This is a genomic window from Devosia sp. LjRoot3 (assembly GCF_964252865.1).
Taxonomy (GTDB): Bacteria; Pseudomonadota; Alphaproteobacteria; order Rhizobiales; family Devosiaceae; genus Devosia.
In genome coordinates, this window is record NZ_CAXUPK020000008.1 from 114780 (window position 1) to 138583 (window position 23804).

At 57.3% G+C, this 23804-nt stretch carries 22 protein-coding genes; 15 read left to right on the forward strand and 7 right to left on the reverse strand.

Features of this window, described 5'->3' with window-relative positions; genetic code table 11:
- Positions 1–4: 4 nt before the first annotated feature.
- The 3 genes from ACSQ2A_RS22160 to ACSQ2A_RS22170 form a co-directional block, all read right to left on the reverse strand.
- Entirely contained in the window at positions 5–1312 is a 1308-nt protein-coding gene (locus ACSQ2A_RS22160) for a nucleotide sugar dehydrogenase (protein ID WP_436074011.1), read from the reverse strand.
- A 56-nt stretch (positions 1313–1368) separates the two neighbouring features.
- On the reverse strand, positions 1369–2583 hold the full coding sequence (locus ACSQ2A_RS22165; protein ID WP_436074012.1) for a sugar transferase: 1215 nt from the start codon (positions 2581–2583) through the stop codon (positions 1369–1371).
- 93 nt (positions 2584–2676) lie between these two features.
- Positions 2677–4545 (reverse strand): polysaccharide biosynthesis protein, encoded by a 1869-nt coding sequence (locus tag ACSQ2A_RS22170; RefSeq protein WP_436074013.1) that lies wholly within the window; start codon positions 4543–4545, stop codon positions 2677–2679.
- A 423-nt stretch (positions 4546–4968) separates the two neighbouring features.
- On the opposite strand from ACSQ2A_RS22170, the gene ACSQ2A_RS22175 reads away from it, so the two are divergent.
- The 15 genes from ACSQ2A_RS22175 (at position 4969) to tnpC (ending at position 18942) form a co-directional block, all read left to right on the forward strand.
- Entirely contained in the window at positions 4969–5898 is a 930-nt protein-coding gene (locus ACSQ2A_RS22175; protein WP_436074014.1) for a glycosyltransferase family 2 protein, read from the forward strand.
- A 10-nt stretch (positions 5899–5908) separates the two neighbouring features.
- Positions 5909–6328, forward strand: a complete 420-nt coding sequence (locus ACSQ2A_RS22180) for a GtrA family protein (protein ID WP_436074015.1) — start codon at positions 5909–5911, stop codon at positions 6326–6328.
- Positions 6329–6336: 8 nt separating this feature from the next.
- The gene (gene rfbA / locus ACSQ2A_RS22185; RefSeq protein WP_436074037.1) at positions 6337–7221 is read left to right on the forward strand and encodes a glucose-1-phosphate thymidylyltransferase RfbA; all 885 of its coding nucleotides are present in this window, start codon (positions 6337–6339) and stop codon (positions 7219–7221) included.
- A gap of 9 nt (positions 7222–7230) precedes the next feature.
- On the forward strand, positions 7231–8319 hold the full coding sequence (gene rfbB, locus ACSQ2A_RS22190; protein ID WP_436074016.1) for a dTDP-glucose 4,6-dehydratase: 1089 nt from the start codon (positions 7231–7233) through the stop codon (positions 8317–8319).
- Positions 8320–8323: 4 nt separating this feature from the next.
- On the forward strand, positions 8324–10159 hold the full coding sequence (locus tag ACSQ2A_RS22195) for a hypothetical protein (protein WP_436074017.1): 1836 nt from the start codon (positions 8324–8326) through the stop codon (positions 10157–10159).
- Complete coding sequence (locus ACSQ2A_RS22200; RefSeq protein WP_436074018.1) at positions 10120–11280, forward strand: DegT/DnrJ/EryC1/StrS family aminotransferase; 1161 nt, start codon at positions 10120–10122, stop codon at positions 11278–11280. The genes ACSQ2A_RS22195 and ACSQ2A_RS22200 overlap by 40 nt, the downstream gene beginning before the upstream one ends.
- Positions 11277–11975 carry a WbqC family protein gene (locus tag ACSQ2A_RS22205; RefSeq protein ID WP_436074019.1) on the forward strand — a complete coding sequence of 233 codons (699 nt, stop codon included), beginning with the start codon at positions 11277–11279 and terminating at the stop codon, positions 11973–11975. The genes ACSQ2A_RS22200 and ACSQ2A_RS22205 overlap by 4 nt, the downstream gene beginning before the upstream one ends.
- A gap of 426 nt (positions 11976–12401) precedes the next feature.
- Positions 12402–13364: a glycosylase gene (locus ACSQ2A_RS22210; RefSeq protein WP_436074020.1), complete on the forward strand. Its 963-nt coding sequence runs from the start codon at positions 12402–12404 to the stop codon at positions 13362–13364.
- The gene (locus ACSQ2A_RS22215) at positions 13361–14323 is read left to right on the forward strand and encodes a hypothetical protein (protein WP_436074021.1); all 963 of its coding nucleotides are present in this window, start codon (positions 13361–13363) and stop codon (positions 14321–14323) included. Before ACSQ2A_RS22210 ends, ACSQ2A_RS22215 begins: the two co-directional genes overlap by 4 nt.
- Positions 14324–14433: 110 nt before the next feature.
- Entirely contained in the window at positions 14434–14793 is a 360-nt protein-coding gene (locus tag ACSQ2A_RS22220; RefSeq protein ID WP_436074022.1) for a GNAT family N-acetyltransferase, read from the forward strand.
- A complete protein-coding gene (locus ACSQ2A_RS22225; protein ID WP_436074023.1) occupies positions 14777–15517 on the forward strand; it encodes a class I SAM-dependent methyltransferase in 741 nt (246 codons plus the stop codon). The genes ACSQ2A_RS22220 and ACSQ2A_RS22225 overlap by 17 nt, the downstream gene beginning before the upstream one ends.
- Before the next feature lie 145 nt (positions 15518–15662).
- A complete protein-coding gene (locus ACSQ2A_RS22230) occupies positions 15663–16073 on the forward strand; it encodes a hypothetical protein (RefSeq protein WP_436074024.1) in 411 nt (136 codons plus the stop codon).
- Between the two features lie 476 nt (positions 16074–16549).
- The gene (locus tag ACSQ2A_RS22235; RefSeq protein ID WP_436074025.1) at positions 16550–16894 is read left to right on the forward strand and encodes a transposase; all 345 of its coding nucleotides are present in this window, start codon (positions 16550–16552) and stop codon (positions 16892–16894) included.
- Positions 16891–17235, forward strand: a complete 345-nt coding sequence (tnpB, locus tag ACSQ2A_RS22240) for an IS66 family insertion sequence element accessory protein TnpB (protein WP_436074026.1) — start codon at positions 16891–16893, stop codon at positions 17233–17235. Before ACSQ2A_RS22235 ends, tnpB begins: the two co-directional genes overlap by 4 nt.
- A 72-nt stretch (positions 17236–17307) precedes the next feature.
- Positions 17308–18942, forward strand: a complete 1635-nt coding sequence (gene tnpC, locus ACSQ2A_RS22245) for an IS66 family transposase (protein ID WP_436074027.1) — start codon at positions 17308–17310, stop codon at positions 18940–18942.
- 311 nt (positions 18943–19253) lie between these two features.
- On the opposite strand, the gene ACSQ2A_RS22250 is transcribed toward tnpC, so the two are convergent.
- The 4 genes from ACSQ2A_RS22250 to ACSQ2A_RS22265 all read right to left on the reverse strand — a co-directional run.
- Positions 19254–21002: a hypothetical protein gene (locus tag ACSQ2A_RS22250; protein WP_436074028.1), complete on the reverse strand. Its 1749-nt coding sequence runs from the start codon at positions 21000–21002 to the stop codon at positions 19254–19256.
- Positions 21003–21049: 47 nt separating this feature from the next.
- Positions 21050–21673, reverse strand: coding sequence for a class I SAM-dependent methyltransferase (locus ACSQ2A_RS22255; protein WP_436074029.1), 624 nt, complete (start codon positions 21671–21673; stop codon positions 21050–21052).
- Positions 21666–22706 carry a glycosyltransferase gene (locus ACSQ2A_RS22260; protein WP_436074030.1) on the reverse strand — a complete coding sequence of 347 codons (1041 nt, stop codon included), beginning with the start codon at positions 22704–22706 and terminating at the stop codon, positions 21666–21668. The genes ACSQ2A_RS22255 and ACSQ2A_RS22260 overlap by 8 nt, the downstream gene beginning before the upstream one ends.
- Before the next feature lie 767 nt (positions 22707–23473).
- On the reverse strand, positions 23474–23804 hold a 331-nt coding region (locus ACSQ2A_RS22265), incomplete at its 5' end, for an FG-GAP repeat domain-containing protein (RefSeq protein WP_436074031.1).

Sequence of the window (23804 nt, forward strand, 5' to 3'; positions counted from 1 at the left end):
GTTCTCAGGACCTCACGATGTGGTCGGCCGGTTCGAGGTAGCGGCCACGACTGTCGACGATCAGTTGTGCGTGCTGCTTGATGCGATCGTAGTCGAACCGGTCATGGTCGGTCGCGATCAGCACGCAATCGAAGCCGGCAATGTTTTCGGGCGTCAACTCAACGCTTGCGAGGTCGAAATGGCGATGGTCGCGCAGGTGCGGAAAAACAGGGATATGCGGATCGCTGTAGGCGATCGTCGCGCCGAGATTTTCCATGCGTTCCATCAACACCACTGAGGGGGACTCGCGCATGTCGTCGACATTCTTCTTGTAGGCCAGACCCAGGACCAGGACGCGGCTGCCGTTAAGGGACTTGCGGCGGTTGTTGAGCGCGCCCACGACCTTGCCGATTACGAAGTCGGGCATGGCGGAATTGACCTCGCCCGCCAGCTCGATGAAGCGCGTGTTGACGCCGTATTCCCGCGCCTTCCAGGTCAGGTAGAAGGGGTCGATGGGGATGCAATGGCCACCGAGGCCCGGACCCGGGTAATAGGGCACGAAGCCGAACGGCTTGGTCGCAGCGGCGCGGATAACCTCGTAGATGTCGATATCCATCTTGTCGGCAACGATCTTCATCTCGTTCACGAGACCGATATTGACGGCGCGATGGATGTTCTCGAGCAGCTTGGTCAGTTCCGCGGCGCGCGTCGAACTCACTGGCACCACGCTGTTGATGACGCTGGAATAAAGAGCGACCCCGACCTTGAGGCAGTTGGGGGTTACGCCGCCGCAGACCTTCGGAATGGTCTGGGTGGTGAATTTGGCGTTGCCCGGATCTTCGCGCTCGGGTGAATAGACGAGGAAAAAGTCCTTGCCGACCTCGAGCCCGCGCGACTGGATGCGGGGCAGTAGTGCTTCGTCGGTGGTGCCAGGATAGGTAGTGCTTTCCAGGGAAAGCAATTGTCCCGGCCGCAGGTAGGGCACCAGCGCGTCGGTGGTGTTGAGCACATAGCTCAGGTCGGGTTCGCGGTGTTTGTCGAGGGGCGTCGGGACGCACAGGATAAGCGCGTCGGCATCGGTGGCACGGGCATAATCTGTGGTGGCCTCGAAGCCGCTTGCCAGCAATCGCTCGATGCTCTGAGGGGAGATGTGCTCGATATAGCTCCGGCCCGCCATCAACTGCCCGACCTTGTCGGGGTCGATGTCGAAACCGATGGTCTTGTAGCCGACTTCGGCGAAGCGCAGCGCCAAAGGTAGGCCGACATAGCCAAGTCCGACAATACCGATCGTTGCGGTACGATCGTCGATTTTTTGCAGGAGGTCGGTCAGCATGGTGGCCACTCTGAATTTCTATAACAAGGATAGGCAGCGAAAGCGGTTCGTCTTGGCTAGGCTCGGTCCTGGCGGACATTATCGCCCCGGCCCCGACCCAGGCCGGTTTGAATGATCAGCTTTATGTCGAACAGCAGCGAACGCAACTTGAGGTAGCGCTCGTCCCACTTTGCCAATCGCACCGGGTCGCTCATGTCAATGTCGTTTACCTGCGCAAGCCCAGTGATGCCAGGCTTTATGCTCAGTACGTTGCGCGCCTGCCGCTCGGCAATCAGTTCCGTTTGCGAGGGGAGGCAGGGGCGCGGTCCAACAAGGCTCATCTGGTTGGCCAGAATATTGAAGACCTGCGGCAACTCGTCGATCTTGGATTTCCGCAGGAAGCCGCCCAGCGGCGTCACCGCCGAGATCGGGACTTGGTGCGTCGCGACATTGGGGGCGGACGTGTGCATTGTGCGGAACTTGTAACAGGTGAATGGTTTGCCGTGACGGCCAACGCGCGTCTGGCTGAAAATGCCAGGTCCCGGCGACTGCGCTTTGATTACCACCCAAACGGCAATCATCAACCACCAGAGCAGCAGCAGGATCGCCAGCGCGCTGGCAAAATCCATCAGCCATTTGAAGCCCACGAAGAAGGGGTTGCGCTCCTGGTCTGTCGAGACAACCAGCTCGTCCTCCCGCGTGTCATCGAGGGTGAGGAGCGCCGTCACGATGTCCGGGATGGTCACGGTGGGCTTGATGGCCTTGAGAACTGAGAGCATCGGGCGCGACACGAAACCGGGCAATCTGTTCAGCATCGCCAGCCGTCCAGACAGGGTCTCGCCGGTGACGGCAGGCAGGTAGAGGATGCGGGTGTCGATCGGCGCATTCTGCCCCAGAAGCTCGGCGGCAGTCCTTTTCGAGCGAGCATAGGCGGACGAGTTGGTCTCGTCCAAGGCGTGCGTGGACGAAAAATAGGCGAAGCGGTCCATTCCCGCCAAGGCCGCCTGATCGCGCGTGGCCAGGGCCAGGTCGACATTGACAGCCTTGAACGCGTCATAGTTCGCATCCTGGTCATTGTTGATGGTGGCGAGGTAAAGGAGCGTAAAGCCCGCGCCACCGCGCTTGCCGATTTCCGCGTAGTCGCCGATGTCGGCGCCGGGAAAAATCCCGTTCAGCTTCTCGGTATCACGCCCGATCAGAACGACGCGACAGCCGGCATCGACCAGCGCCGGAACCAGCCGTCGGCCCACAGTGCCGCTCGCCCCGACGATTACAAAGCTCAGGACGCTCATCGCTCTCTCTTTCGTGTGGCATGGACCCTCCCTGCTGAAGGCTCCGTCGCCCCTTCGTATGCCGCGGCAATCATGCTGAAGTTGAGATCCAACCTAGCCGCTTTTTTCGACGGCTTCGAACAGCAGTTGGCGGGCCGCCTGTTCGTCGTGACGCTCGATGATCGACTGGAGATCGGTGAGCAGATTCGCAATGAAGACGGACCGCGCGCGCGCGGGAGCGCGCATTATCTTGGCATGCTTGGTGATCTCGGCACCCGAAGAATCGTAGAACAGCTCTTCGTAGAGCTTCTCGCCAGGACGCTTGCCGGTGACGACGATTTCAATGTCGCCGTGGGGATTGGCCTCATTTCTCACCGACAAGCCCGCCAGCCGGATCATGTTCTCGGCTAACTCGGAGATCAGCATGGGCTCGCCCATGTCGAGCAGGAACACGTCGCCACCCGTTGAAAGCGCGCCGGCCTGCACGATGAGCTCGGCAGCCTCCTGGATCGACATGAAGTAGCGCGTCATGGCTGCGTCTGTCAGGGTCACGGGACCGCCGGCTGCGATCTGCTGTTTAAAGAGCGGAACCACGGACCCGTTGGAGCCGAGGACGTTGCCGAAGCGCACGGCGCAAAAGCACTGTCCGGTCGCCTCGCTCTTGGCGCGCATGGCTATGCTGCCTACGATCAGCTCGGCCCACCGCTTGGTAGCGCCCATCACATTTGTTGGTCGGACTGCTTTATCCGTTGAGATCAGGACAAAATTCTCAACACCGTGAGCGTAGGCCGCCTCGGCTATCGCTGCCGTGCCAAAAACGTTGTTCTTGATACCCTCCACGGCATTGGCTTCAACAAGAGGGACATGTTTGTGAGCTGCAGCGTGAAACACAACCTTGATGTCATGCTGCGCCAGTACCATCTTCACGCGTTCCCCATCAATGACCGAGCCAAGGACAGGGATGACCACCAGATCCTGCTGCTCGGAAAGCTCTTGTTCGATCTGGTACAACGCGAATTCATTGGCTTCAAACAGCACCAGGCAACGGGGTCTCCAACTCGCTATCTTACGACACAACTCCGAGCCGATGGAGCCGCCGGCCCCCGTGACCATGATTGAGCGACCGACGATCATGTGCTTGATCAGTTCGGCATCTGGCGGCACCGATGAACGGCCAAGTAGTTCGACGATGTCGATTTCCTTGATCTGGCTAACAAGGTATTTGCCGGTAACGAGGTCGACGATGGATGGAAGCGCGCGGATTTTGACGCCGTGCTTGCTGACGGAGGCAACAATTTCCTTGCGGCGCTGGGCAGTGAGCGAAGGGATCGACAGGATGACGTCCTTTACCCCGTGCTCTGCTATCAGTTCCCCCAGCGCGCCAGGACTATGCACCTTGACTCCCGCCAGTTCACGTCGGTGCAAGGCGGGATTATCATCCACGAAGGCAACGACCATATGTGTGCTACGCAGCGAATGGGCAAGCTGTATACCCGCATCGCCCGCGCCATAAATGATCACCGCCGTCTGCGCTGCCAGCGTTCGGTCAAATTGCGGCAGGAAAGTCCATTTTGCTGCAAACCGACTGCCGGCAATGATAAAGGTCCCAAGGCCAAGATAAATCAGTGGCACGGACCGGGGCACAACGAGGCGCCCCGCCAATTGAGACAGAAAAACGAGTACAACCCATGCCACCGTGGCGATAACCATGGCCCGCAGGATAGTCCACATCGCCCGCTCGGGCAGATATCTGACGATTGCCCGATAAAGCCCCATACGGATGAAGACCGGGATGGTCACCACCGGCGCGAGGACAATGACGATCCATTGATCCAAAGAGTTGGGCAGGTACCATGAGTCATAACGAAGGCAAAAACTGGCCCACAATGCACATGACAGGGCAACAAAGTCGAAGCTGAGCAGTATCGCTTGTTTTCCGCGGCGCGGCAGACTCAGGACCCAGGCCCGAAAACGATCGATCATCAAAGTCTCATGGGGTGAATACGAAATAAAGTCTGGTTCGAACAGCGAAACAAAGCTCTTAACAAAGCCGGTGGCGGTTTATCATGGCGGACCCCGCTATGTCATCAGGTAGGGCGCGTCTTGCACTACTCGTTCTGTGATCATTCCAATGCCGGACGGAAGTGGTGAAGCTGCTCCCTCGTCAGCGTTGTCCGGATGCGCCCTTGGTCGAAATAGCGCAGTATCTTGCAATGATGCTCTATACCGACTAGCAGGGGTAGAATGGTTGGATTGGGTGTCGAAGACGGTCCTGCGGAATACTCGGCAAACTGCGACTGCCAATCTCTAATGAACGGCTAGACGGGCGGCAGAGCGAACTGTCTCAAATTCACTATAGATAGTCAGCGGTTGACGTCAATGAGGTCGGGGAAAAGTTCGAAGCACATGGTTCGCAGAATATCTTTCGTCGTTGCGGTATACCAGAACGAGCTGGCACTGACCGAAACCTACAAGAAGATAAAATCTCTATTTGCAGAGAATGGTGCCTTGCACGATTTCTCCTATGAGATAGTTTTCGTTGACGATGGGTCTCGCGATCGGTCTCTGGAAGAGATAAGAGGCATCAAGGCGAATGACAGTTCGGTCGTCGGTATCACCTTCACGCGTAACTTCGGGCAGATGGCAGCTATGCTTGCTGGCTTTGCTGAGGCCAGGGGGGACGCTGTTATCAACATTTCCGCCGACTTGCAGGATCCCGTCGATCTAATTCCCCAAATGGTGACGAAGTGGAGCGAGGGCGCAGAAATCGTCGCGTGCTACCGAACGGATCGAGCCGATGGCTTTGCGGCAAAGATGACGTCTAGGATCGCCTACGGAATCATCCGGCTGTCGCTCCCGCAGATACCAGCCGGCGGTTTCGATTTCGTGTTGATGGACCGCAAGGTCATGGACGCGTTCAATGCTGTGGATGTTCGCCATCGGTTTTTTCAGGGCGACCTGCTCTGGACGGGGTATCGCATGCAGCTAATCCCCTATGTTCGCCAGAAGCGGACGATTGGCCGTTCACAGTATAATTTCGCCAAGCGCCTCAAGAATTTTATGGACGCCATTCTCGATGCGTCCTACCTGCCGATCCGCTTCATTTCCCTTTGCGGCTTTGCGGTGTCGGTTGCGGGGGTCATCTATGCAATGACCATCGTAGCCAGTTGGGCCATGGGACACACACCCTTTGACGGTTGGGCGCCCCTGATGATCGTCAATCTCTGTCTGTCTGGCCTCATCATGATCATGCTGGGCGTCATCGGTGAATATGTTTGGCGCATCAACGAGGAAGTTCGAAAAAAGCCGAACTACATCGTTCGCGAGAAATTCTAGGATCTTCGTAGTGGCGCTGTCTATTGGACGCACGAACCTGATGGAGATGGTGAAATTCCTCTTCGTAGGGGGCGGAAATTTCATTCTCACGCTGGTGCTCTTTTATGTCTTTGTGTCGATCTGGCATCTGGACCCCGTCTTCTCGATCGCCGCGGTGTCACTGATCGGATTGTTGTTCACCTACTACCTGAACCACACATGGGTTTTCCTGCCCGGCGACAAACTCGATTTTCGCAAGAACCTGATACGCTATGCGACCGCAAACGGATTTTCCATTGTGGCCAATATGATACTACTGCGTGTATTGCTTGTTAGCACCGAGCTTTCTGCATTTTTTGCTCAACTCATCCTTGTGCCGTTCCTGATTGCCCTTAATTTCGTGACGGCAAAATTCTGGTCCTTGCGCCGTCGAGAGGGAGAATCTGAGTGAGCTTGAATATGAAGGCCATTCTTCTCGCTGGCGGATCCGGATCCCGCCTTTTTCCCTTGACCCAGGTCGCCAGCAAGCAATTACAGCCGGTCTACGACAAGCCGATGATCTATTATCCGATCACGGTCCTGATCGCTGCGGGCATCCGGGAAATCCTCATCATCAGTACCCCGCACGACCTGCCGCGCTTTCGGCAGCTCCTTAGGGACGGCTCTCAATGGGGCGTATCGTTCTCATTTCTTGAGCAGGCCAGACCCAATGGTATTGCCGAGGCTCTCCTGATTGGCCGGGAATTCATCGGCGATAGCAATTTCGTCCTTATGCTAGGCGACAATATATTTTCGGGGGGCGACGACTTCTCCCGCGCGGTGGGAGCCTTCGAGAAGGGCGCTTCCATCTTCGCCTATCACGTTAAGGACCCGAGCCGCTATGGCGTAGTCGAATTCGATAAGTCCGGAAATGCGCTCTCCATCGAGGAAAAGCCGGCCCGTCCGAAGAGCCCATATGCGGTTCCTGGTGTTTATATCTACGATAACGGGGCGGTTGACATCGCCGGCTCAATCCGGCCCTCAGCCCGGGGGGAGCTCGAAATAACCGAAGTCAACCTCGAATACATGAGGCGCGGTGAACTCCAGGTACGACGACTGAGCCGTGGCTTTGCATGGCTCGACGCGGGGACGAGTTCGGCCCTACACGAGGCGTCAGTCTATGTCGAAAACATAGAGACACGGCAGGGGATCAAGATTGGTTGTCCAGAAGAAGCGGCCTTTATCCGCGGCTTTCTCAGCACTGAGCGTTTCCAGGCACTGCTGGAAACCATGCCAGCCTGCGAGTACCGGGACTATCTGGCGGGCGTCGCCAGGGAATTGTCCGGTACGGACCAACCAGGCTGACCGCTGCCGATGGAAAAAAATCCAAATAGCTTGAAGACTATCTTCGTGACCGGCGGTGCCGGTTTCATCGGCTCTACGCTTGTGCGCTACTTGATAGATGAAACCCTGCACACGGTAGTGACCGTCGACAAGCTCACCTATGCCGGCAACCTCGACTCCCTCGCATCCGTAGCGGGATCGGATCGGCATTGCTTTGAAAAGGTGGATATCTGCGACGCCGCCGGGATCGCCGAGCTGTTTACGCGCTACCAGCCGGACGGCATCATCCATCTTGCCGCAGAAAGTCATGTCGACCGCTCGATCGACGGTCCGGCCGCGTTCCTCAATACAAACATCATCGGGACCTTTACCCTGCTGGAGGTGGCGCGCGGCTACTGGGCCTCCTTGCCCAGTGAGCGCCGTGCGCAATTTCGCTTCCACCACGTGTCAACTGACGAGGTATACGGCTCGCTCGGAAGCCAAGGACTGTTCACCGAAGAATCGCCTTATAGGCCCAATTCTCCGTATTCCGCCTCGAAGGCCGCGTCGGACCACCTCGCACGGGCGTGGTACCACACCTACGGGCTGCCGGTTCTGGTGACCAATTGTTCAAACAATTACGGGCCGTTCCACTTTCCGGAAAAGCTGATCCCGTTGATGATCCTCAACGCGCTAGAGGCAAAGCCGCTGCCGGTCTATGGCGATGGCCTCCAGGTCCGTGACTGGCTCTATGTTGACGATCACGCCAGGGCCATCGCCCTCGTGTTCGAGACCGGGTCCGTCGGCGAGGTGTATAATATCGGTGGCGGGTCCGAATGCCGGAACATCGACATCGTCCGGATGATCTGCGATCTGCTCGAAGAACTGCGCCCGCGACCGCAGGGCCGCTACGATGACTTGATCACCTACGTCACTGATCGCCCCGGGCACGACCGGCGCTATGCGATCGATGCATCAAAGCTCGGCAATGAGCTTGGCTGGGCGCCCAAGGAAAGCCTGGAGACCGGCCTGCGCAAGACCGTGCAGTGGTACCTGGACAATGAGGGCTGGTGGAGCCGGGTTCGCGATGGCAGCTACAAGGGCGAACGCCTCGGCTTGCATGTCGGCACGAGCGAGTAACGGAATGCGTCAAACGCAGTCGTGGGATCTCGGCTTTGCATCGGTCGTCCTGTGCGCCCTGTCCCTTGCCGTCATGGCCTATACTCTGAGCTTTATGGGATCTGGCTTCGACTTCACCGACGAGGCCTATTACGTCATCTGGATTAAGGACCCGTTCTACTACGACTACTCGAATACCCAGTTCGGTTTCGTCTACTTTCCGCTCTTTCACTTTCTCGGCCAAGACCCGCATCTCTTGCGCGTCGCCAACATCGCCCTGACCTATGGAACGGGCTTGGTCCTGTCCTACGCGACGTTGGGAGAACTCAACGGCCGGCAGCATTTTGCTTTTCTGAGCCTTGCGCAGGCAATGGCGATTTCGACCCTCAGCATCGCTTTTCTGTTCTGGCTTCCACTCTCGCCCAGCTACAATACCCTGACGCTGCAGGCCTTGATGCTGACAGCCATTGGGGTGGTCCGCGCTAGCAAGAACATGAGCCGGGGGAGCGTGGCAGGCTGGATCCTGATCGGGGTCGGCGGATGGTTGACCTTCATGGCAAAGGTTTCCACCGCGGCAGTCCTGGGGCCGCTCGTTGTCCTGATCGTGTTCCTGTCGGGACGATGGAGCCTGCGGGGACTGGCCATATCCACCATCACCTCGGCGCTGCTGCTGGTGACTAGTGCCTACGCAATCGACGGCTCGTTGACCGCGTTCCTGGATCGCATTCGCCTGGCGGTGGAAATCTCGGGGATGGCCGGCGCCGGATACTCTCTGGCAGAGATCCTGCGGCTGGACGTCATAGATCTGGCCGCCCCCGACTGGATCATTGCCATCGCGACGGGAGCCGTGCTGTTGCTGGCTGGTGTCCTATTCCGCCGCCCTTTGGCGCCGGTTGCCGGTCTGGCAATGGCATTGTTCTGTTGTTTGACAACAGCTTTGATCCTGCTACGCGTCGTACCATCGAGCTGGGACATCGGACTGAGCGCCCGCGCCATCCTGCTTGTATTCCCTGCAACCTCGAGTGTTCTGACACTTTCGACCCTGCCGCGCCTCACGCCCGCGGCTGTGGGAGGCAAAATCAGCGCTGCCCTTCTGCGGAACTCTGCGCTCGGTCTAGGGTTTATGGCCTTGCCGCTGGTCTATGCATTTGGCTCGAACAACAATTATTGGATGCTAGCAGGCGATGCCTGCATATTCTGGGTTCTCGCCGCAGTGCTGTTTGCGACGGGGTCTGGGACCGTTCTTCGCGACCGAGACTTAATTCCTTATACACTTCTCGCGCCGGTGCTTGCCCTGTTCTTCCTGCAGCATGGTCTGGCGAAACCCTACCGGCAACCTGAGCCGCTGTGGACGAACAACCGACAAGTGGCCCTGGGCAATCCGAGCCATTCGTTGACTCTGTCGTCCGATTTTGCGGCCTATATAGAAGAGGCCCATAGCGATGCGAAGGCGGCCGGCTTTCAGCCCGGAATGCCTGTGATCGATCTGTCGGGCCAGTCGCCCGGCCTTCTCTTTGCCTTGGGCGCTCGCAATGTTGGCTATCCCTGGCTCTCTGGCGGGTATCCGGGGAGTACGGAGATCGTCAAAGCGGCATTGGAACGCGTGGACTGTAGGGATCTAGCTCAGTCATGGGTCCTCTTGGAGAGAACTGGACCGCGTATGGTGGACAGCAGCGTGCTTTCCGTGTTCGGTGCGGATGTGGACGAGGATTTCAACATCGTTGCGCAGTGGACTACCGCTGTGGGTGCTGGCGGATATAGTGAAGCCCGGGTCCAGGAACTGCTGCGTCCCACGAAAAACCCGGACGCGGCGGTTGCGGAGTGTTCCGCGAGCCGGTCGACGTCTCCTGCGAGAAATTGAATTTGAGCGATAAGTTGTCGGATATCTATGTAACCAAGCCGGCCTTGCCGCCGCTTGAAGAGCTCATTCCATATCTTGAAGGTATTTGGGATCGCGGCATCCTGACAAATCAGGGACCGCTTCATCGCGAATTCGAGGCCCGTCTGGCGGCCTATCTCGGGGTAGAGCATGTCTGCTTGTTCTCGAGCGGCATGGCGGCGCTTGTGACGGCGGTGCAATCGCTTGAGCTCAGCGGCGAAGTGATCACCACGCCCTATTCCTTCGTAGCTACTTCCAACGCCATCGTCTGGAACGGGCTGACGCCGGTCTTTGTCGACGTGGAACCGGGGACACTCAACATCGATCCGGCCCTGATCGAAGCGGCCATCACCCCGCGGACTACCGCCGTGCTTCCGGTCCACTGCTATGGCAATCCCTGCGCGGCCGACAGGATCGAGGCTATTGCTGCCAAGCACGGGCTCAAGGTTCTCTACGACGCAGCACACGCCTTTGGCGTACGGGATGCCGGCGGTAGCGTGTTGCGACACGGTGACCTTTCCGTCCTCAGCTTCCACGCCACCAAGGTGTTCAACACCTTTGAGGGTGGCGCCATTATATGTGCGAGCGCGGAGGCCAAGGCGCGCATTGAGCAGTTGCGGAACTTCGGTCTCGTTTCCGAAGTCGAAGTGCAGTCGCCGGGCCTCAATGGCAAGATGAACGAGTTCAGTGCCGCGATGGGTCTGGTGCAGCTCGGTCACGTCGACCATGCCATCGTCGCGCGCCAGGCGGTGGATCAACGCTACCGGTCCGAGTTCGCGCAGATAGAGGGTATCGAGTGCATTGCATGGGCGGCGCCGCGCATGAACTACAGCTACTTTCCGATATTGGTACATGAGGTCTTTCCCCTCAGCCGGGACCAGTTGCAGGCGCGTTTGGTCGGCGCCGGCATCTATACGCGGCGCTATTTCCATCCTCTGCTGAGCGATTTCGCGCCCTATGCCAGCCTGCCTTCTTCGGCAGGGGAGATGCCGATCGCACGAAACGCTTCTGAACGCGTGCTGTGCCTCCCGATCTATCCGGATCTCGCGAGCGGGGATGTGGAGAGGATCATCGCGGCCGTCAAAGGCGCAGCATCGCCATGATTCTGGCGATAAATCAGCCGTATTTTCTGCCCTATATCGGATATTTCCAGCTCATTGCGGCGGCCGACGAATTCATCGTCTACGACAACCTAAAGTATACCAAGAAGGGATGGATCAATCGCAACCGTCTGCTGCGCAACGGCGAAGCTGTGACCTTCTCCTTGCCGCTGAAGTCGGCGCCCGACCATCTCGATATCGGGGTACGGGAGCTGGCCGCAGATTTCTCCGCCTCGGCGCTGCTCAACCAGATTAAGGGCGCCTACGCTAAGGCGCCCCACTATGATGCAGTGATGCCGTTGATCGTGGACATCATGAACCATGCGGACCGAAATCTCTTCGGCTTCGTTCACCACTCGCTCGCCATGGTCTGCGCCTATCTCGAAGTCAAGACGCCCATCGTCATCTCGTCGAACGTTCCGATCGACCATTCCCTGAAGTCCGAAAGCAAGATTCTGGCAGTGTGCGAGGCGCGCGGAGCCGACACCTATCTCAATGCGATCGGCGGAATCGAACTCTACAACCGGGATAATTTCGCCAACCGCGGTATCGAACTCAAGTTCCTGAAGTCGCAGTCCATGCCCTATCAGCAGTTCGGCGCAAACTTCGTGCCGTGGTTGTCGATTTTGGACGTGATGATGTTCTGCCCGCTAGAGAGCATTCAAAAACAGCTGGCAACAGGTTACGAATTCGTCTAGGTGCGATGCATAGTGTACGCGGGATGGTGCGATGATTGCTGCTAGTAACAAGAAGGAGGCTGATCTTGACAGCTTCTTCAAGGCCTATGCCGGCGACAACATTTACGACGTCGACAACCAGGTCATCTTGTCGTGGTACCCCAAGCGCATGATGGAGCAGGTCGAAGGGACCAGGTCGCTCCTTGAACTTGGGATGGGACTCGGCTTTACGACGACGATATTCCCCCCGCTTCGAGCGTGGTGCTCGACGGCTCGCCGGCCGTCATTGCCGCCTTTTGGGCCACCCGGATTGCAGGGCCGAGATCGTCGAGACCTATTCCGAGCAGTTCGAGACTGACGAGCGTTTGGCGCCGGGCGGCACGATGTTCATGTGTTCAATTCGGCCGAAATACTGGCACGATATCATTCTACAATTGAGCTGATCTAGTGTTTACCTGGAAAAAACTCGGCCGGATATTTGATCCGGCGATGCATTCGTCCGGACGGCCATGGCTGGCTGGCTTTGCCCAGGCGCCCTCGTCGCTGCTATTCGATGATTTCATTCGTATATATTTTTCCTGCAGGCCTCCGGCGGAGCCAAACGGCAACTATGTCAGCTATTCGGCCTTCGTCGACCTCGACCGGTCCGACCCGACGAGAGTCCTGAGGGTTAGCGACCAGCCCATCCTACCGCTGGGCGCGCTCGGAACCTTCGATGAATTCGGCACTTATCCGGTTTCGGTCATCCGGCACGGAAGTCGCTACCGCGCCTACTATGCAGGATGGACCCGTTGCGAGTCCGTGCCGTTCAATGTCGGCATCGGCATCGCCGAGAGTGACGACGCGGTAACCTTTCAGCGGCTCGGCAACGGACCGGTTCTGCCCTATTCGCTCAACGAGCCCTTCGTGCTAAGCGGCCCCAAGATCCGCTGGTTCGAGGATGGCTGGCATCTGTTCTACATTGCCGGGCGGCGCTGGAAACCGGTAAACGGTCGGCCCGAGCCGGTCTACAAGATTCGTCATGCCCGCTCGGATGACGGCCTAGTGTGGGAAAAATCGGACGTCGATCTGATAGAGAGCCGCATCGAGCCGGACGAAGCTCAGGCCAGCCCGGACGTGTTTTTCGCCAACGGTCGCTATCACATGTTTTTTTGCTATCGGTACAGCGCCGACTTCCGCGGCAAGGCGAATGGTTACCGCATCGGCTATGCCTCGAGCCCGGATCTGCGCAGTTGGTTCCGCGACGACCGCAAGGCCGGCATCGACGTGTCGCCGCACGGCTGGGATGAAGAAATGATCAGTTACCCGCATGTCTTCGCCGCCGACGGCAGAACATATATGGCTTACCTCGGCAATGGCGTCGGTAGGCACGGTTTCGGGCTGGCGGTTCTGGATGGCGAGCTGGCATGACCATGAGGTGGAAGAAGCTCGGCCAGATATTCGATACCCGCAAACACGGCTTGCCGGAGGGCCGCGTTGGCTTCGCGCAGTCCCCGCAGACATTGGTGTTCAAGGATTTCTTGCGCATCTACTTTTCCACTCGGTCGCTGGATGTGGCAAGCGGCAAGTATCTTAGCCATATCGCTTTCGTGGACGTGGAAAAGGACCTGCGCACCGTCAGAGGTCTGTCCTCCGATACTGTCATGCCGCTGGGGGAACTTGGCGCTTTCGACGAGCACGGCATATTCCCAATGAATGTGCTGCGTCACGGCGACGCGGTTTATGGCTACACCTGTGGCTGGAATCGCCGTGTTTCAGTCTCGGTGGATACCGCCATCGGGCTGGCCGTGAGCAGGGACGACGGGCTCACCTTCCAGCGCCTCGGTGCTGGCCCTATCATGGGGCCGTCGCTACATGAACCGTGCCTCGTGGGTGACGGGTTCGTCAGGGTAGTCGGCGATGTCTTCCATATGTGGTATATTTTCGGCACGGGCTGGCGGCGCTATAACGATGCCGCCCCCGACCGAACCTACAAGATCGGCCACGCCACGTCGCCGGACGGCATCAACTGGGTCAAGCAGGAAGCGCAGGCCATTATTGCAGATCGCCTTGGACCCGAGGAAAGTCAGGCGCTGCCCACGGTCATCGAGATCGAGGGTGTGCACCACATGTTTTTCTGCTACCGCCAGTCCTCGGACTTTCGTAGCAATGCGGCCCGCGGCTACCGGATTGGCCACGCCTTTTCGACCGACCTGCGCCATTGGACGCGCGACGACGACAACCCCGGACTGGAAGGCACAGCGGGCGAGTGGGATTCCGACATGCAATGCTATCCCCACGCCTTCAGCCATGAAGGCCGGTACTATCTGCTCTACAACGGCAACGAGTTCGGCAAGTTCGGCTTCGGGCTCGCGGTGCTCGAACGGTGAGCACCGCCATAGCCTACGCGACGGACACGGCGTCGCCTGAAGATATAGTCGGCCATCTTCGCGAGGCCGATTCCTACTTCGTCCCGACGCTGAGCAGTCGGACTAACATCTTGGACTATGCGACAAAGCTCAAGCGCCATGCCCTGTTGTGCGAGGCGTGGAGCGATGGAGCGCTGGTCGGTCTCGTGGCAGGCTATTGCAACGACAGGGAGGGCAGGACCGGGTTTATCACCAGCGCAAGTGTGCTAAAGCGTTACCTGAGGCAGGGCATTGGTGAACAATTGGTCGGCCGGTTCCTCGCCCTAGCTCAGGAAGCTGGAATGCTGCGCGTCTGCCTTGAGGTTTCATGGAGCCAGACGCCGGCACGCCGACTCTATAGCAAGCTCGGCTTTCAGGAGCAGGACAGCGGCGGCTCCATCGAGCGGATGGCGATTTATTTGAGCGGGAAGACGAATGACAAGTCAGCGTGACTACAACCTAGAGCTGAGCGACGCCGATGGGCACAAATACGCCTACAATTTCGACCTCGACGTCATGCATCCCTTCATGCTTCGCTCGTTCGAGCCGCTGTTCAACCAGGGTTCCACGCTCGAACTGGGCAGTTTCCGAGGCGATTTCACCAAGCGCCTGCTCAACCATTTAGAAGACATAACCTGCGTGGAAGCATCGGACATGGCGATAGCCGATGCACGCAAGGTCTTGGGCGATCGAGTCCGGTATGTTCACGGTCTGTTTGAAACGGTGCAACTTCCTGGGCGCTATGACAATATCATCCTAACCCATGTGCTCGAGCACCTGGATGATCCGGTCGGCGTGCTGCGTCGGATCAACGATGAGTGGCTGTCGGACAAGGGGCGGCTGTTCCTTGTATGCCCCAATGCCAATGCTCCGTCGCGTCAGATAGCGGTGAAGATGGGTTTGATCAGTCATAATTCGGCAATCACGCCTGCCGAGGCGGCGCACGGTCATCGCAACACCTACACGCTTGATACGCTTGAGCGCGAAGTTGCAGGCGGTGGCCTGCGCGTCGTTCACCGCTCTGGGATATTCTTCAAGGCGCTTGCGAACTTCCAGTGGGATCGTCTGCTCCAGACCGACATCATTTCCAAGGAATATCTGGAAGGATGTTTTGCGCTTGGCCAGATCTATCCCGACCTTTGCTCGAGCATCTATCTTGTGTGTGAGAAAGGCTAGGTATGTCGCAAGACATGCCTGGGTCAGGTTCGCACTCCGGCAGGACGAGTGCCCTGCTTCTTGCCACCATGGCAGTGACCACGCTCATTCTCCTCGCCGTCGAGGCGGGGAGAGCTTTGGTTTTGGCGACGAGGGCATCTATCTCATGGGGCCACGCTATCCCGATGAGATGACGCAGAACGTCTCCACCATTTTTCGCTTCAGCGGATACGTTTTTGGTCTGGTCGGCCACAATCCTATCTACTTCCGGCTTGCTTGCGTTGGGCTCGTGGTTGTCTCCGCGCTGGTCCCAGCTGCGGGTGTTGCCGCCATTCGCCCGTGGTTTGCAGGGCAACAGGAGCTGGCACCTTGGCAGCGTCTGCAGGTGCCGCTGTCCCTCATCGTGGGCAGCCTGCTGCACTATAAGTGGTCCTACCTGATGCCGAGCTACTACACGCTCACGGCGATGGCGGTGAACACACCGACCGGGTTGACGCTTCTCAGCGTCGTCAGCCTTGGCGGTAATGATCAGACGCGAGCTTCGAAAATGTCGTGTTCGACATTCCGGGGCGCGTAAACAAACCGGTGCTTGAAGTCCGCAAGGGTCGCAACGTCTATTATGCCGGCATCACGGCACCGAGCTGGAGCGCACCCCATTTTGACCGGACAGTCGGCATAGCCGATTAGGCATAGGCATGCGCCTATGAGTACGACTATGTCCAAGAGTTCCGACGAGCCGTTTCGACGGATCGATCTACCACATCAACCCGCGAAAAACGCTTGTCGATCAGTCAGGTGGCTTCTTGAAGTGCTACGGACTTGTACTGTCCGGCAACACTAGCGATCCAATTGCCTGGACGATTAGAGTGCATCTTAATGCATTCGGCGGCTTTGACACTGCACAGACTGTCGTTGGGCAGATCAAACTCATCTGTAAGCGCCAAGCAGCCCCCGTCTGTTAGGCAGCCTTGTGCGGGGGTATTTGGCACGCTCTGATTGGTGATGGTGTCATGTTCTATGTCTGCGACTATGCGTGCGGATAGAAGTTTCCATTTGATCGAGGCCATTCCGGACCGTCTGGAAGGCGCTCCGGTGGCGCGTCGGCGTCGGTGGTCTGATGAGTTCAAGGCCGCGATGGTCGCTCGGAGCCGGGAACCGGGTGCGAACGTGTCGGCGCTCGCGCGCGAGATCGGGATATTGCCATCGCAGCTATTTGGCTGGCGGTCCGAGGCGGTCGACAAGGGCAAAGTAAAACGGGTGATCAATAGCGCGACGGGCATAGGACCGGCGGACGGCACGGCCATCGAGCTTCTCGTGAATGGCATGCTTGTCCGGGTCGGTGCTGGTGTTGATGAGGATCATCTACGCTGTGTGCTTCGCGCCGCCCGGTCCGCATGATCCCCTCGGGCGTAAAGGTCTTCCTGGCCAGCCATCCGGTGGATTTTCGGAAAGGGCCAGACGGTCTGATTGGCCTGGTTCGCGATGCCGGTGCCGATCCATTCAACGGCTCACTCTATGTATTCCGGGCAAAACGGGCGGACCGGATCAAGATCGTTTGGTGGGATGGGACAGGCCTTTGCCTCTACGCCAAGCGTTTGGAGAAGGCGGCGTTCTGCTGGCCGCGGATCGGCCACAGCCGGGTTCAGTTGAGCCATGCCCAACTGCTGGCGCTGGTGGAAGGGATGGACTGGAAACGGGTACACGCTGTGCCTGAGAGCACCCCGCGATCGGCTGGGTAAAAGCCTGCGGCAGACTGACTCACTGGCGCGAAAGCTGAGGAAATCTGGGGTGTTTTGTGCCATTGTTCGGGCATGAACCCGGCCGATCCGCAGCAGCTTCCCGACGACATCGACACCCTCAAGGCGATGATCATCGCTGCCCGTGCCAGGGAGGCGGCGGCCGAGCAGCAGCGCCTGGCGCTGGAAGCCGAGATCGCGGCCAATGAAGCCGCAATCGCGCAGATGAATGCGGCCAAGGCGGCCGATGCCGAAAAGATCGCTCGGCTGGAATCGATCGTTGCCATGCTCAAGCGAGCCCAGTTTGGGACGCGTTCGGAAAAGCTGCGGATCGACCCGCTCGACGCCGAACAGATGGCCTTCGTGTTCGATGAGTTGCAGACGGGGCTGGGCGCAATCCGGGCCGAGCGCGACAAGCGCGCTGGAACTGCTGCTGCCCGTCCGCCGCGACCGCGAAAAGGCTTTGCTCCACATCTGGAGCGCATCGAGCAGATCATCGAGCCAGAAGTGCCTGCCGACTGTGTGGGACTTGAAGCCGTGCGCATTGGCGAAGACGTCTCCGAGCGCCTCGACGTGACCCCTGCTACGTTCCGCGTCATCGTGACCCGTCGACCAAAATATGCGTACCGCCTGGCTGACGGCGAAGACCGTATCGTGCAGGCACCGGCGCCCGATCACCTGATTGTCGGCGGGATCCCCACCGAGGCGCTGCTGGCCCAGGTAGCGGTCTCCAAATATGCCGATGGCTTGCCGCTCTATCGGCAGGAAGAAATCTACGCCCGTGATGGCGTGGAACTGGATCGCTCCCTGATGGCCCAATGGATGGGTCGGATCGGCTTCGAACTCGAGCCGCTGGCCCAGTATGTGCTGCACATCGTCAAACAGGGCGAACGGATATTTGCCGACGAGACCCGGTTGCCGACACTGGCGCCGGGTTCGGGCAAGGTGAAGACTGCCTGGCTCTGGGCCTATGCCCGGGACGATCGGCCGTTCGGCGGATCAGGGCCGCCCATGGTGGCCTACCGGTTCGAAGACTCTCGGTCCGGTGATTGCGTCGCTCGGCATCTGGACGGTTATCGCGGCATCCTGCAGGTCGACGGCTATACTGCCTATAACCGGCTGGGCAAACAGAGCGGCGCCAATGACGCCGTGACCCTGGCCGGATGTTGGGCACACGCGCGGCGCAAGTTCTTCGATCTGCAGGCCAGCGACGGCTCGCCCTTCGCCAGTGCCGTGGTCAAGGCCATGGCCCCGCTCTGGGCCATCGAGGACGATATCCGGGGCCATAGCGCCGAACTGCGTGCCGGCATCCGGGCCGAGCGCTCCAGCCCCATCGTGGGTGAACTCTTCTCCATGCTGGATCGCGAGCTGCCGCGCATCTCGGGCAAATCCAAACTGGCTGAGATTATCCGCTATACCCTGAACCGACGGACCGCCTTCGAGCGCTTCCTGGCTGATGGTCGTATCGAGATCGACTCCAACATTGTCGAACGCGCGATCAGGCCCCAGGCGATTACGCGCAAGAATGCACTCTTCGCTGGATCCGATGGTGGTGGCCGAGCCTGGGCAACCATCGCTACGCTTCTGACCACAGCCAAGATGAACGGCGTCGATCCGCACGCATGGCTCACTCAGACACTCGAGCGCATCGCCACCGGTTGGCCAAACAGCCAGATCGAAGACCTAATGCCATGGAACTTCAGCCAGTAACGGCCTCGGCTAACCGCTTACACTCATCTTCACTCTTGTGCATCAGAACACGGGGTTCTTCTCGCCCAAGCGGAAGCTCTGGAGCTTTGTACTGGACCGATGGACTGGTTTTTCCACCGACGCCAGTATTCGCGTCTAGTCTTTCCGGCCAAACGAACGAAAGCGGCGACGTGACAGTTGGAACTTTTGCAAGTTCGGTAGCGACTGATTCCTATGCGCAGTTCGCAGCAACCCTCACGAGCGGGGGGCGCACCAGCCCCGTCATGTCCCTTGACTACGAGTTGGCATTGCGGAGGGCGCGATAAAGCCAATCAGTCGTCGGATGCAAAGGGACCGTAAATTGTGTAACCATCGCTCGACCCGACGGTGTTTTCGTTACTAAGCAAATGTGTGAGATCTGAGTAGTTCAAGTTTGGTTCTGTCGGTTTGACCAATACTATAGAATTTGGGTACATCTCTATGGACGACAAAACGCAGTCTGGTGAATTGTGACCGCAATATTGATAAAGATCAGAGAAGCCGGGAAGCCAGGGTATGAAGTTCGCGGCGCTAATGATCTTTCCCGTGCCTTGCAGTAGAGCCTTGCCGCCTTCTAAGGCAGCTCTTAGGCCTTCCGGTACTAGCCCCCACTGTTCTTCCTGTTGTTTGGCGTACAGCTTTCCATCTTGAACTAGTGTGTACAGTGCACCGCCAGTCGCTACGCCAAAAAGCGTGATGATTATCAACGTAGCCGCAAGCCATCGAGAAGATTTCGTGCTACGACTTTGCACTCTTGCATAAGATCCGGTTACCGCCTCGATCGCGCAAATTGCACTAAGGGCAATCGTTGCCCAAATCCAGTACCCATTGCGGTCGTCGTAGGAGCAACAGTCAGAATATATAATGATTCCAATGCAGGAAGTTGCGAGAAATACAGCGCCAAGAACGCCTTGTTGTTTGTGAAGATGTGTGAAATTTACTGTGGCTAATCCGACAAGGGGTATCAAAACCCAAGCATTGGCCATGGCAGCAATGCGTTTCATACCAGAAATCAGGACATTTCCGCCTGAATTCATTTCTTGTGACAGCGAGCGCAGGTATTCTAGGTTCGCCGTTGGCGTGGAGGCTACCGAGAAGTAGATAGACGAATACAAAGCTACTGGAAGGATAGCAACGACAAGGAGTTTGATGGCTGCACCTGCCGCTATCCTGTGTCGACAGAATAGTATGATAATCGTAGCAATTAGCGGAACAAAAACAATCAGCCCGGACTGTTTCGTAGTCGCGGCGAGACCTGCGCCGATTGCTGCAGATAGAAGCACAAAGTCCAGACGTTCGGCATCCTCCGTCTCGCCGATATTCAAGGCCGCAATCATCGAGCATCCGGATACCAACATCAGGATCGCAACGGGTATGTCCATGAAACCTGAGAACGCTTCGTATACATGCGCTTGGAAAAAGAACATCACGGAGAACGCAGTTAGCAAAGCTGCGCTAATCCAGCCCCCTGAAGTAACCAATGCCGCTATGGATATAGCCAGCAAAGGTGCCAGGAACAAGATTGACGCCTTTGCGAAGATCCATACTTCGCTATTTCCCTGCGCCTTGTAGATAAGGGACCAGAGGCCTGGGAAAAGAACTGGATATGCAGTCCCGATGGAATTGTACTTATTCTGAGAGAGTTCTATGGCCCATCGGTTCCAAGAAACAAGCGCATCCGAATGTATAAAAATAACATCGTAGGCGCCCAACGCACCGGCAGCTAGAAAGCCCAGAGTCACCAGCGAGGAAGAAACTAAGAAAAACGCTGCCCCGTCTTCAACCGGGGCAGAGACCACCAGCCTATCCGTTTTGCGGATGTAGCGAAAAATGACTGCCAGGAACGCAAACGGCCAAAGCCAAATCGAGATGTCCCCTAGGTTCATCCAGTATGAGCCTACCACTACGACCCACGAGCCCAGCAACGCACGTAGCAATACGCCCACGGTCTGCTCAGCTGCAGTCCCCACATAGCGTTGAGGCCAGACGGCTCCTAAGACGATGAAGTAGAGTAAGAACGCCAGAAATGCTGCGCTTGCCAAGTAGCAATACCTTTAGGTGTACAAGGACTTTCCACGATGCCTGAGCGTCAAGTCTTGCGCGTCAAAACGTAACCTTGAGTAAGACCGATCATCCAATTTACTGATCGGTGCACGACGTTGCCTTGCTCAATGCAGGCACTCAGAACTTCGTCAAACTGCAACGGCCGTTCGTCGGGAAACTTCCATCGTCCAAGGATTTCCGCGCCGCAGCGTATTGTCCGGTAGAGAGGAGTGGGCGTGGGGAAGGTTAAAAGAACAATCCCTCCGGGTTTACAGCGTTCAAAATGGGCTCTGATGGCTCGGCGTGTGTCTTTGTGGCTAAAATGCTCAATGAGACCTACGCTGTACACAATGTCAAACTGAGTGTTTTCATGGTAATCCTTCAATATATCGGAAAGTTGGTAACTCAGATTTGTGGTGTTTTTCTTAGAATTTAATAAGGTGAGTCCGTATTCATTTAGGTCCTCGATATGGTAACGTATGGGCCTAATGTGAGTGTTTAGGGGGTCGAGGAAACAACTGTTTGCGCCACCCAGTTCGCAAATACTGGGTGTTATTCTGCCGTACTGTTGAAATAGGCCGGTGATCTTCCTCGCGGATATCGTGCGCGTCAACGAGGTATATGCGGGTGTTGCGCGGTAATATGCATCCCAATTTGTGGCTTCAGGCATTGCGCGGCTTTCTGAAAAGGATATCTCGCATAAAGAGAAAGTTAAATGTGAAGATCACCGCCTCAATCACTATCTTCGCAATCAGGGGATTCATCCCCGTAACGTCGTGAAGAGCAGATTGCAACACGCCCGAAGCAATTCCGGTTAGTGCAACGTACAAGATGAAGATGGTAAGTTTTCCGAGGCCACCACCGGTCCGAAAGACAAATCCGCGAAGTAGCAGGAACTGAACCCCTAAGGCAAAGCCACGGCTCACGAGGTTGGTGGTAACCAGGGATGGAAGTAGCGGCAAAAGTATGATGAACGCGACGAAGTCGACTATCGCAGTGGCGAGGCTGGAAAAGCCGTAACGCAGTACCACAAAATAGATGCGAGCGGAATCAAACAGCGGATCGAAGTGCGAGGAAGCGTTGTTCTCCTCGTAGATTGTCTCGATCGGCACTTCGGAGATTTCTAAACCGAGAGAGCTTGTTACGCTCAACATCTCGGTTTCGAATTCGTAGCGGTTCGATCGGATGGACAACGATGCCTGGCAAAGCGCTATCGGTAGCCCGCGAAGTCCGGTCTGAGTATCTTTGAGCTTGAGGCCCAAAAGCCCTCTATACATGACCCGAGATATGTTGTTGCCGATGAGGCTTCTCGTAGGGGTGCCAACACCAAAAGTCCTAGCGCCCAAAACCAGATGGGTAGGCTTTTTGGAAAGCTCATGAGCAACAGCGAGGATATCGGTTACTGTGTGCTGTCCATCAGCATCAGCCGTGACAATACCTGCAAGATGTGTCGATCGAACAAGTAGGTGATTAATGCCGTTCTTTAGCGCGGCGCCTTTACCGAGATTGACGGCGTTCGCAACCACATAGACATTTGGAACGAGCGACAATGCGGAGAAAATACCCGCAAACTCTAGTCCTCCTCCGTCATCAACTACAACAATTTCGCCGTCATGCCGGTCTCGGAGAGACTTCACCAAGTCGATCAGCTTGGCACTTGGCTTGTAAGCTGGGATTAGGATTGCAATACGTGCCGTGCTCAAAATGAATTCCATATGGTCATGGTTGTGGCCTAGCCATAGAGTTCGGGAATTGCAGATGCAATGCCTCCCGCTGCGCGGGACCGGCGGAGCTACACTTTTCCAACCCTTGCGGCGATGACGCCAGCATAACGCCACGCCGAACGACGGCCGTCCGCCTTCCTCTATTGGATACGCGCTCTTTCAAGAAAGGCGAAGGGGTTGAAACTGGATGTTTTGGCACAAGGGAGAGTCGTACCCGGTGCGCATTGACGGCGCCCGTCCTTCCTCTGAGAAAAAGAAGACAAGATTGTAGACACCCCGATGCGAGGCCGGATCAATGATCAACGCCAGGGCTTCGTCGGCCTCGGGCAAGCCTAGTGTCTTTACCTCAGCAGACTGGACCCCAAGAACGTCGTCTTGCTGGTCATGCTCCATCATACTCAGGAGTTGGAGCCTCCGGCAGACCCGGTGCGGTTCATACCGATGAGAACGATCAAGGCGTTATATGCGTCGCCAAGGAGTTCGATATCCCTAAAGTCGGCGTGGCAACTGCCGAGAAAGCGCGGTACCGAAACGTCGTGCGAAATAAGGGCCAAACGGTTTGAACGAGGGATGAAGCCTTCAACTTGATCGCGATGTTTTGTATTGAAGCGGGCCGAAGTGGTGCGGCCTGTGGGGTGCGCAACTGCATCTCACTTCATCCCTAAGGCGCCGCTTCTGACTTCGACTACCAGCTCGATGCGGGTTGCCTTGGAGGCGTGAGGCGATTGAGTTTCGCCGTGGCTTTGTCATATGAACCAATCGTTTGCATCTGATACAACAACACCGTCCGGGCCGAATGCCACTGTGTCTGCTTTGCTGTCGCCATTTATGTCCGCCAAGAAGCGTGGGTAAGTGTCGTTGCTATACCAGCCACCTGATTGAGGAGTGAAATTGTAGGTAGCTACTGTCGGGCTAATAAAGCCGCCTTGCCCGTTAGCAAGCGCTACGTATACGGAGCTATCGCCAAAGGCTACGATGTCTGCATTTCCGTCGCCATTGATGTCCGCCAGATGCCTGGGAAAGCGATCATCGCTACTCCAACCTCCTGAATTTGGCCCGAAGGCATTCAGTGCAGCG

Coding starts and splice junctions, on each gene's coding strand:
- ACSQ2A_RS22160 (WP_436074011.1), bottom strand. CDS start 1,312: ATGCTGACCGACCTCCTGCAAAAAATCGACGATCGTACCGCAACGATC.
- ACSQ2A_RS22165 (WP_436074012.1), bottom strand. CDS start 2,583: ATGAGCGTCCTGAGCTTTGTAATCGTCGGGGCGAGCGGCACTGTGGGC.
- ACSQ2A_RS22170 (WP_436074013.1), bottom strand. CDS start 4,545: ATGATCGATCGTTTTCGGGCCTGGGTCCTGAGTCTGCCGCGCCGCGGA.
- ACSQ2A_RS22175 (WP_436074014.1), top strand. CDS start 4,969: ATGGTTCGCAGAATATCTTTCGTCGTTGCGGTATACCAGAACGAGCTG.
- rfbA (WP_436074037.1), top strand. CDS start 6,337: ATGAAGGCCATTCTTCTCGCTGGCGGATCCGGATCCCGCCTTTTTCCC.
- rfbB (WP_436074016.1), top strand. CDS start 7,231: ATGGAAAAAAATCCAAATAGCTTGAAGACTATCTTCGTGACCGGCGGT.
- ACSQ2A_RS22195 (WP_436074017.1), top strand. CDS start 8,324: ATGCGTCAAACGCAGTCGTGGGATCTCGGCTTTGCATCGGTCGTCCTG.
- ACSQ2A_RS22205 (WP_436074019.1), top strand. CDS start 11,277: ATGATTCTGGCGATAAATCAGCCGTATTTTCTGCCCTATATCGGATAT.
- ACSQ2A_RS22215 (WP_436074021.1), top strand. CDS start 13,361: ATGACCATGAGGTGGAAGAAGCTCGGCCAGATATTCGATACCCGCAAA.
- ACSQ2A_RS22225 (WP_436074023.1), top strand. CDS start 14,777: ATGACAAGTCAGCGTGACTACAACCTAGAGCTGAGCGACGCCGATGGG.
- ACSQ2A_RS22230 (WP_436074024.1), top strand. CDS start 15,663: ATGGGGCCACGCTATCCCGATGAGATGACGCAGAACGTCTCCACCATT.
- tnpB (WP_436074026.1), top strand. CDS start 16,891: ATGATCCCCTCGGGCGTAAAGGTCTTCCTGGCCAGCCATCCGGTGGAT.
- tnpC (WP_436074027.1), top strand. CDS start 17,308: ATGAACCCGGCCGATCCGCAGCAGCTTCCCGACGACATCGACACCCTC.
- ACSQ2A_RS22255 (WP_436074029.1), bottom strand. CDS start 21,673: ATGCCTGAAGCCACAAATTGGGATGCATATTACCGCGCAACACCCGCA.